We start from the raw sequence: 9,201 nt of genomic DNA, 5'->3' as shown, positions 1-9,201 counted from the left end.
CGAATCTGGTCGGTCTGATTCAGGAGATGCTGTTCGGCCGAGGACAGCTCAATGCCATCGAGCTGCTCGCCTCCGGCATCGCGATCTGGGTCTCCAACGTGGTCACGTTCTCTCTGGCGTTCTGGCATGTCGATCGGGGTGGCCCCGAGGCGAGGCTCAATCGTCTGCCCATCCGCGCGGACTGGTTCTTTCCCCAGGAGGGGGTGCCCGATGCCGTCCGCCCGGACTGGCGCCCCACCTTCATCGACTACCTGTTCCTGGGCTTCTCAACGGCGACGGCCTTCAGCCCCACCGGGGCCATCCCACTCAGCGCCCGGGCCATGCTGCTGATGATGCTGGAAAGCTCCATCTCCCTGCTGACCATCGCCGTGATCGCGGCCAGGGCCATCAACATCCTCGGCACGTGAGCCAGGGCCATGACGATCGCCCCCGAGTGACGCCGCCGCACACCCAGCCAAGCGGCGCCCTTTTGCGACCATGGGCCCACTGCCCAACGTCCCCTGTGTCCGCCGAGCCCCTCGCCAAGACCTACGACCCGGCCGCCACCGAGGCGCGCTGGCAGGCGGCCTGGGAGGAGGCCGGTGCCTTCCATCCCGATCCGGCCGCGGGCGGTGAGCCTTTCGCGGTGGTGATCCCGCCGCCGAACGTGACCGGCAGCCTGCACATGGGCCACGGCTTCGAGACGGCTCTGATCGACACGATCGTGCGCTTCCAGCGCCTGCAGGGCAAAAACGTGCTCTGTCTGCCCGGCACCGACCACGCCTCGATCGCGGTGCAGACGCTGCTGGAGAAGCAGATCAAGGCCGAAGGCGGCAGCAAGGACGACCTGGGCCGCGACGCCTTCCTGGAGCGCGCCTGGGCCTGGAAGGGGGAAAGCGGCGGCACGATCGTGGGCCAGCTGCGCCGGCTGGGCTATTCGGTGGATTGGCGCCGGGAGCGCTTCACCCTCGATCCCGGCTTGAGCGCGGCGGTGGTGGAGGCCTTCGTGCGCCTGCATGAGCAGGGGCTGATCTATCGCGGCGAATACCTGGTGAACTGGTGCCCGGCCTCGGGATCGGCGGTGAGCGACCTGGAGGTGGAGATGAAGGAGCTGGACGGTCACCTCTGGCACTTCCGCTATCCGCTCAGCGGCGGCCCCGCCCTCGATGGCACCGACCATCTGGTGGTGGCCACCACCCGCCCCGAGACGCTGCTGGGGGACACCGGCGTGGCCGTGCACCCCAGCGACCCCCGCTACGCCGCCCTGGTGGGCCAGACGATCAGCCTGCCCCTGGTGGGGCGCCAGATCCCGATCGTGGCGGATGAGCACGTGGATCCGGCCTTCGGAACGGGCTGCGTCAAGGTGACCCCCGCCCACGACCCCAACGACTTCGCCATCGGCAGCCGCCACGGCCTGCCCCTGATCACGGTGATGGCCAAGGACGGCAGCATGAACGCAGCGGCCGGCCGCTTCGCCGGCCTGGACCGCTTCGAGGCCCGAGCGGCGGTGGTGGCGGCGATGGAGGCGGAGGGGTTCCTGGTGAAGGTGGAGCCCCACCGCCACAGCGTGCCCTTTTCGGATCGCGGCAAGGTGCCGGTGGAGCCGCTGCTCTCCACCCAGTGGTTCGCCCGTGCCGAACCGCTGGCGGCCCGCTGCCGGGAGGCCCTCGAGGGCGGCGCGCCCCGCTTCGTGCCCGAGCGCTGGGAGAAGGTCTACCGCGACTGGCTCACCGACATCCGCGACTGGTGCATCAGCCGCCAGCTCTGGTGGGGCCACCGCATCCCCGCCTGGTTCGTGGTCAGCGAGACCGGCGGTGTGATCACCGAGGCGACGCCCTACGTGGTGGCCCGCGATGGGGCGGAGGCCCGCGTCAAGGCGGAAGCGGCCTACGGCGTAGCCAGCCGGGCGGCCGGCCGGGAGCTGCAGCTGGAGCAGGACCCGGACGTGCTCGACACCTGGTTCTCCAGCGGCCTGTGGCCCTTCTCCACCCTGGGTTGGCCCGAGACGGAGGCCGCCGATCTGGCCCGCTGGTACCCCACCAGCGTGCTGGTGACGGGCTTCGACATCATCTTCTTCTGGGTGGCCCGCATGACGATGCTGGCCGGCGCCATGCAGCCCCTCGGCGCCGGCCAGGCCTGGATGCCCTTCGCCGACGTGATGATCCACGGCCTGGTGCGGGACGAGAACAACCGCAAGATGAGCAAGAGTGCCGGCAACGGCATCGACCCGCTGCCGCTGATCGAGCGCTACGGCGCCGATGCCCTGCGCTTCGCCCTGGTGCGCGAAGTGGCCGGCGCCGGCCAGGACATCCGCCTCGACTACGACCGCAGCGAGGGCAGTTCGGCCACGGTGGAGGCGGCGCGCAACTTCGCCAACAAGCTCTGGAACGCCACCCGCTTCGCCCTGATGAACCTGGGCGGTGAGACGCCCGCCTCCCTGGGTGCGCCGGACCCCGCACACCTGCAGCTCGCCGACCGCTGGATCCTGTCGCGGCTGGAGCGGGTCAAGCGCGAGACGGCGCAGCGCTACGCCAGCTATGGCCTGGGGGAAGCCGCCAAGGGGCTGTACGAGTTCGCCTGGAACGAGGTCTGCGACTGGACGATTGAATTGCTGAAACGGCGCCTCAATCCGCGCCCTATCGCCGAGGGGCAGCCCCTCACGGCCGAGGTGCTGGCCGACCAGCGCGTTGCCCGGCAGGTGCTGGCCAAGGTGCTGGCGGAGCTGCTGGTGCTGCTGCATCCGCTGATGCCCCACCTGAGCGAGGAGCTCTGGCACGGGCTCACCGGCGCCCCCGAGGGCACCTTCCTGGCCCTGCAGAGCTGGCCGGCGGCCGACAGCGCCGCCCTCGATGAAGGTCTGGAGGCGTCGTTCGCCGAGCTGATCGAGGCGATCCGGGTGGTGCGCAACCTGCGGGCCGTGGCCGGCCTCAAGCCCTCCCAGGGGGCGCCGGTGCTGTTCATCACCGGCCGCGAGCAGCTGGTGGCGGTGCTGCGGGAGGGCAGCGCCGACATCGCCACCCTCACCCGGGCGGAGAGCGTGACCGTGCTGGATCCGGCGGCGGCGGCAGAGCGGCCGGCGGCCCGGTCCCTGGCCGCGGTGAGCGGCGAGCTGCAGGTGCTGCTGCCCCTGGACGGCCTGGTCGACCTCGACGCCCTGCGCGCCCGCCTGGAGAAGGACATCGCCAAGGCCACCAAGGAGATCAGCGGCCTGGCTGGCCGCCTTGCCAACCCCAACTTCGCCGGCAAGGCTCCGCCGGAGGTGGTGGCCGAGTGCCAGGCCAACCTGGCCGAAGCCGAGGCCCAGGCGGCGCTGGCGCGGCAGCGGCTGGCGGATCTGGGCTGAGGGGGCGTTTCCCTCAGCTCTCCCCCGCCTCCGCCTCCAGCGGTTGCCAGATCAGGGGCCCGAAGCGGGCCACCACGGCCCGCAGGCCATCGAGTTCGCGGCCGCTGCGGCCGCTGAAGCCCAGCACCACCGCGTCCTCGGGCACCGTCCAGTCGACCGGGCGGTCGCCGGCATCGCCGCCGCCGCCGATGCGCTGGCCGTCGCTGCTGCTCAGGAACAGCCGGTCGACGCGGCTGCCGCTGAGGCCCTCGATGCGCCGGATCGTGACGCCCTCCGCCAGCTGCAGCACCCCCCGGTCGCCACCGCCGCCGCCGCCATGGACCTCCTGCTCAAGCGGATCGCCCTCGCTGGCATAGCGCAGCCGGATCTGATCCACCCGCGAGCCGGTGCGCAGGCCCACCTCCACCAGCCGCTGGCGCCGGCGGATCGCGTCGGCCCGCCCGGGGAAGGCGAAGGGGGCGCCGCCGTTGCCCCCCATCGGCAGCTCCTCGGCCAGGGTCACGCTCAGCTCCGGGCTGCCCGCCGCCAGGGACGGCAGCGCCGGGGCCACCAGGGGGGTGGCGGCGGCGTCCCGGTAGGCGGCCAGGCAGGCGTCGATCGCCCGCCGATCGGCCGCGGCGGCGGCGCGCCGGACGGCCAGCGCCGGGTCCGGGGCCACGCCGTAGAGCCGGTACGTTTCGGCCACCCAGTCCATCTGGCGGATCAGTCCCACCACCTGCTCGCGACGCTCCAGCAGGCCGGTGCCCGAGGCGTCGCCGCTGAACAGCCGCCGGTTGGCGGCCACCGCCTCGAAGGCGGCGCCGATGGCCGGCACCGTCTCGTAGCCCCGGGTCCGGACTCCGATCAGCGCCGGCTGATCCAGCGGCAGCTGGGCGAAGTCGCGGGCGAAGGGGATCAGGGAGGCGGCGTCGGCCGCTGGCTGGGCCCTGGTGCCGATCACTTGCATCCGGAAGCCGAGGTTCACCGCGGCGCTGCGGGCGACCGATGTCACCGTTTCCACCATGGCGGGGTTGAGGCTCAGGCCGCCGAGGCCCAGTTCGGCGCCGATCTGCCGCTCCACCATCCGGGCCTGTTCCCGCGACTGGGCGTAGAAGGTGAACACTCCGTGGCACTCCCCGCCCACCTCCGCCGCCGCCACGAAGCCATCGCCGTGCAGGGCCACGAAGGACTCGAGCTCGGCAGCGCCGGCCGGCACCGCCACCCCCTCCAGCGGCCGGGTCTGGCCCGCCTCCAGCGCCACGCTCACCTGCCGGGCCCACACCACCAGCGACAGGCTGAAGGCGGTGGTCTTCAGGGAGTCGCGGAACGACCGCTTGGCCCCCAGCAGGCTCAGGGGTCCCAGGCCCACACCCAGGGAGGTGTCGTTGTGCAGCGAGCGCACCAGCTCTTCGCTGCTGCGGCAGAGCTGCCAGCCCACCGTGCTGCCGCCGCCCGCCGCCAGCACCGTGCCGCCCACGGCCGCCTCGAGGGGTTCGCCGGAGTCGGCGACGCTGTGGCGCCCCCGGAACAGGGCCCCCCGGGCGACCTGCCGCGCCAGCTCCGACGGGTCAGCCATGGCGACGCAGTCAGCAGACCCAAGCCTAGGCAGGGTCGATACGGTGGCCCCATGGACCCGCTCTGGCTGTCGGATCACCTGCTGGCCTGGCTGCGTTCGCCGCTGGGGGCGGTGGCCTTCGTGCCCCTCTACGCCCTGTGGGTCACCCTGCTGCTGCCGGGGGTCTGGGCCTCGATGCTGGCCGGGGTGCTCTACGGACCGCTCTGGGGCAGCGTGCTGGTGTTCGCCGGGGCCTGCCTGGGGGCCCAGGCGGTGTTCCTGCTGGGGCGCGGCCGCTGGCGGGGCTGGGCCCGCCGCCGCCTGGCCGGGGCGCCGCGGCTGCTGGCGGTGGAGCGGGCGGTGTGCCGCCAGGGCCTGGTCCTGGTGCTGCTCACCCGCCTGTCGCCGGCCTTCCCCTTCAGCCTGCTGAACCTCGCCTACGGCCTCAGTGAGGTGAGCCTGCGCGACTACTCGATCGGCCTGATCGGCATCCTCCCCGGCACCGTGCTGTTCTGCGCCCTGGGGGCGGCGGCCGGCGATCCCAGCCGCTTTGCGGCGCTGCTGGCCGGCCCGGCCGATGGGGTCACCTGGGCCCTGCGACTGCTGGGGGTGGCGGCCACCGTGGCGGCGGTGCTGCTGGTGGGCCGCCAGGTGCGCCTGGCCCTGGTGGAACGCGGGGTAGCCTCCCACGTTGCGATGCAGGCCAGCGATGGCGACGGCCGAGACTCCCCCACGCTCCACCGCCGGCGCCTGCCCTAACTGCGGCAGCGAACGCCTCACCCCGGTGCGGCGGGTGCGGGTGAGCAAGGCGCGGGTGGAGGCTGAACTCGCCCACTGCAGCAGCTGCGACTTCCTTTTCCTGGCCGATCCCACCTGGCTGGACGTGGCCTATGAGGAGTCCTTCTACGGCGACACCGGCTACGTCGACCGCAACCTGCACGCCTCGCGCCTGCTGCGGCTGCTGCTGGTGATCGGCCGCCTTGGCCGCTTCGGCCCCAGCGAGCCGGGCTGCGACCTGGGCACCGGCCTGGGCATGCTGCCGCGGCTGTTGCGCGATCACGGCTTCGATTTCCACGGCACCGACGCCTATGCGGCGATGGAACTGATCCGCCCCTTCTGCGAGCCCCCGGGCGATGGCCCCATCGGCTGCAAGACCGCCTTCGAGGTGATCGAACATGTGCCCGGCACCCCCGGGTTCCTGAGGGACGAGGTGGGCGCCACGCCCCTGTTCGTCTTCTCCACCCTGATGCGGTCGCCGGGCGAGATCCCCGGCCCCGACTGGTGGTACTACGCCTTCGGCAACGGCCAGCACATCAGCTTCCACAGCCGCCGCAGCTTCGAGGTGGCGATGGCGCAGGCGGGGATGGACCCGGCCTGGCTGGTCTGCATCGACGGACCGGTGCACCGCCGTGCCCTGCATCTGATCGCCCCGGCGGCCCGCTGGCGGCGGGCCTTCCGGGTGGCCGGCGCTCTGGTGAACCTGGGGCTCGACGGCCTGCTGCTGCCCTGGCTGGAGCCCCTGGTGGGATTGCGCAACCGCATCATCCCCGACCACTACCTCGCCATGGAGCGGCTCAGATCTGCCGCAGAGCGTCCGCCTTGTCCTTGAAGTCGCTGAGCAGCAGCTGCAGGTAGGTGACCTTGCGCAGCTTGACGTTGGCGGTGAGGGACATGCCCACCTGAAGGGGCAGCACCTTGCCGCTCTTCAGCTTGAGCTGCTGGGAGTTGAGCCGGATGTCCACCGGAAAGCGGTAGAAGTTGTTCATCTGGTCCGGGGGCAGGGCATCGGAGCCGATGCGCCGCACGGTGCCCTGCAGCACGCCGAAATCGGTGGCCGGGAACGAATCGATGCTGATGTCGGCGGCCTTGCCCACCGTGACGAAACCGATCTCCCGGCTGGGCACCTCCACCCGCGCCTCCAGCTTGTCGAAGGGCACCACCTTCATCACCGGTTCGCTGGTCTGGGCGACGAAGCCGCGGGAGCGGGGCTTGAGCTCGAACACCACACCCGCCTCGGGGGCCCGGATCGCCTGGTAGCGGATGTTGACGTTCAGCTCGGTCAGTTTGCTGCGCAGGTCGGCCAGCTCGCTCTGGATTTCGCGGATGCCCTGCTGCAGGATCGCCTGCTGGCGCAGCCGGTCCACCTGGCCCTCCTGGAGCTTGCCCTCCACCTCCTGTACCTTGTTGCGCTGGGAGAGGTACTGAAGCTCGGCGGTGGCGCCCTCCTTGTTGAGGGTCTCGAGGCGGCCGAGCACGTCCTTCTCCAGCACCAGGCTCTGGCGCAGCACCCGCTGCTCAGTGTCATTGAACTGCAGGTAGCGGTCGAGCTCCACCTGCTTGAGCCGCAGCTGCTGCTGCTTGTACCGGATCGTCTGCTCCATGCTGGCCTGGCGATCGAGGGTGGTCTCGGTGTCGAGGCGCAGCAGCACCTGGCCCTTCTTCACCCGCTCGCCCTCCTTCACCATCACTTCCTCCACCACGCCGCCCACCGGCATCTGGATGTCCTTCACCACCCCCAGGGGTTCGAGCTTGCCCGGGGCGGTGACGATCTCCTCGGTCTGGGCGAAGGCCAGCCAGCCGAGGCCGAACAGGGTGACCCCCATCAGGGTCCAGGTGATCGAACGGGCCCAGAAGCGCGACTGCTGCAGCACCACGTCGTCGCTGTCGGTGTGAATGCTGCGCTCGAGGCCGTTCTGGGCCCGGCGCAGCAGGCTGCCTGGGGTGGGGGGAACCATCAGCCCGCCTCCTGCTGGCGATACAGCGCGAAATAGCGTCCCTTCATGGCCATCAGTTCCTCATGGCTGCCGGTTTCGACGATGGCGCCCTGGTGCATCATCACGATCAGATCGGCGCGGCGGATGGTGGAGAGCCGGTGGGTGATGAAGAACACGGTGCTCTGGCTCATCGCCTCCCGCAGGTTGTCGCACACCTGGCGTTCGGTGTCGTAGTCGAGGGCGCTGGTGGCCTCGTCCATCACCAGGAGCTGGGGCTGGCTCAGCAGGGTGCGGGCGATGGCGATGCGCTGGCGCTGGCCGCCGGAAAGGGAGGCGCCGCGCTCCCCCAGGGGGGTGCTGTAGCCGGAGGAGAGCTCCATGATGAAGTCATGGGCGCCGGCGATCCTGGCGGCCTCGACGATGGCATCGCTGGGGGCCTCCGGGTTGGTGAGGGCGATGTTCTCGCTGATGGTGCCGGAGAAGAGCAGGGGGTCCTGGGGCACGATGCCGACCTGGCGGCGCAGGGAATAGAGCTCCACCTTGTCGATGTCGTAGCCGTCCACGAGGATGCGCCCCTTCGTGGGGGAGTAGAGCCGCGGCAGCAGCTTCATCAGGGTGCTCTTGCCGCTGCCGCTCTGGCCCACGATCCCGGTGAAGGTGCCGGGGGGAACATGCAGGCTGACGTTGGTCAGAACCTCGGGTCCGGCGGGATTGAAGCGGAAGCTGAGGTTCTCGAACACCACGTCGCCTTTCACCGGCGGCAGGGGGATGTGGCCGCGATCGGCTTCGCTCGACTCCTCCGGGGTGTCGACCACGTCGGCGAGACGCTCGAAGGAGACCCGCAGCTCCTGGATGTTCTGCCAGATCGAGGAGAGCCGCAGCAGGGGCTGGGTGACGTAGCCGCTGATAATCCGGAAAGCGATCAGCTGGCCCAGGGTCAGCTCCCCCTTGAGCACCATGGTGGCGCCCACCCAGAGCACCAGCAGCTGGGAGAGCTTCTGGAGCACCGAGCTGGTCTCGTTGAGGAAGGTGCCGGTGATGGTCTTCTCGAAGGTGCGGGAGATGTATTTGGCGTACAGCTCCTGCCATTTCCAGCGGCTCACCATCTCCACGTTCTGGGCCTTCACCGTCTGGATGCCGGTGAGCACCTCCACCAGGTGGCTCTGGGTGCGGGCGTTCTCCTCGGCCGCCTGGCGGTACTGGCGCCGGAACAGGGGGGCTCCGAGCAGGGTGAGTCCCACCTGGATCGGCAGGACGGCCAGGGCAATGATCGTCAGCAGCCAGCTGTAGATCGCCATCACGATGATGTAGATCACCGAGAAGGCCGCATCCAGCAGGGTGATCAGGGCCTGGCCGGTGAGGAAGTTGCGGATCTTCTCCAGCTCGGCGATGCGGGTGCCCAGCTCCCCGACCGGACGCTTGTCGAAATAGCCGAGCGGCAGGCGCAGCAGGTGGTCGATCACCTCGGCACCCAGGCGCAGGTCGATGCGGTTGGTGGTGTCGGTGAACAGGAAGGTGCGCAAGGATCCGATCACCCCCTCCATCAGGGTGACCACCACCAGGGCCATGCCCAGGCTCTGCAGCGTGTCGAGGCTGCGCTGGGAGATCACCTTGTCGATGATCACCTGGAT

At 70.5% G+C, this 9,201-nt stretch carries 6 protein-coding genes and 1 pseudogene; 4 read left to right on the top strand and 3 right to left on the bottom strand.

Going from position 1 to position 9,201, the window contains the following annotated elements:
* Nucleotides 1–407: pseudogene (locus KBZ04_RS10605) on the top strand (hypothetical protein); the annotation flags it as partial.
* A 95-nt stretch (nt 408–502) separates the two neighbouring features.
* Nucleotides 503–3,322 (top strand): valine--tRNA ligase, encoded by a 2,820-nt coding sequence (locus KBZ04_RS10600; RefSeq protein ID WP_254991900.1) that lies wholly within the window; start codon nt 503–505, stop codon nt 3,320–3,322.
* A gap of 13 nt (nt 3,323–3,335) precedes the next feature.
* Here the strand turns inward: KBZ04_RS10600 and KBZ04_RS10595 are convergent, their stop codons facing one another.
* Complete coding sequence (locus KBZ04_RS10595; protein WP_254991899.1) at nt 3,336–4,877, bottom strand: jacalin-like lectin; 1,542 nt, start codon at nt 4,875–4,877, stop codon at nt 3,336–3,338.
* 51 nt (nt 4,878–4,928) lie between these two features.
* Here KBZ04_RS10595 and KBZ04_RS10590 point away from each other — a divergent pair, with 51 nt between their 5' ends.
* Both KBZ04_RS10590 and KBZ04_RS10585 read left to right on the top strand, forming a co-directional pair.
* Nucleotides 4,929–5,615: a TVP38/TMEM64 family protein gene (locus KBZ04_RS10590; RefSeq protein ID WP_254991898.1), complete on the top strand. Its 687-nt coding sequence runs from the start codon at nt 4,929–4,931 to the stop codon at nt 5,613–5,615.
* Nucleotides 5,566–6,465, top strand: coding sequence for a class I SAM-dependent methyltransferase (locus tag KBZ04_RS10585; RefSeq protein WP_254991897.1), 900 nt, complete (start codon nt 5,566–5,568; stop codon nt 6,463–6,465). Before KBZ04_RS10590 ends, KBZ04_RS10585 begins: the two co-directional genes overlap by 50 nt.
* Here KBZ04_RS10585 and KBZ04_RS10580 read toward each other — a convergent pair.
* Nucleotides 6,431–7,591, bottom strand: coding sequence for an HlyD family secretion protein (locus tag KBZ04_RS10580; protein WP_254991896.1), 1,161 nt, complete (start codon nt 7,589–7,591; stop codon nt 6,431–6,433). The genes KBZ04_RS10585 and KBZ04_RS10580 overlap by 35 nt on opposite strands.
* Nucleotides 7,591–9,201 (bottom strand): peptidase domain-containing ABC transporter (locus tag KBZ04_RS10575; protein ID WP_254991895.1); only part of this gene is annotated, 1,611 nt, incomplete at its 5' end. The genes KBZ04_RS10580 and KBZ04_RS10575, both read right to left, overlap by 1 nt.

Source organism: Cyanobium sp. N5-Cardenillas (genome assembly GCF_024345515.1).
GTDB lineage: Bacteria > Cyanobacteriota > Cyanobacteriia > PCC-6307 > Cyanobiaceae > Cyanobium.
Note: the sequence above shows the minus strand (reverse complement) of the source record. Positions and strands in the feature narration are given on the sequence as shown.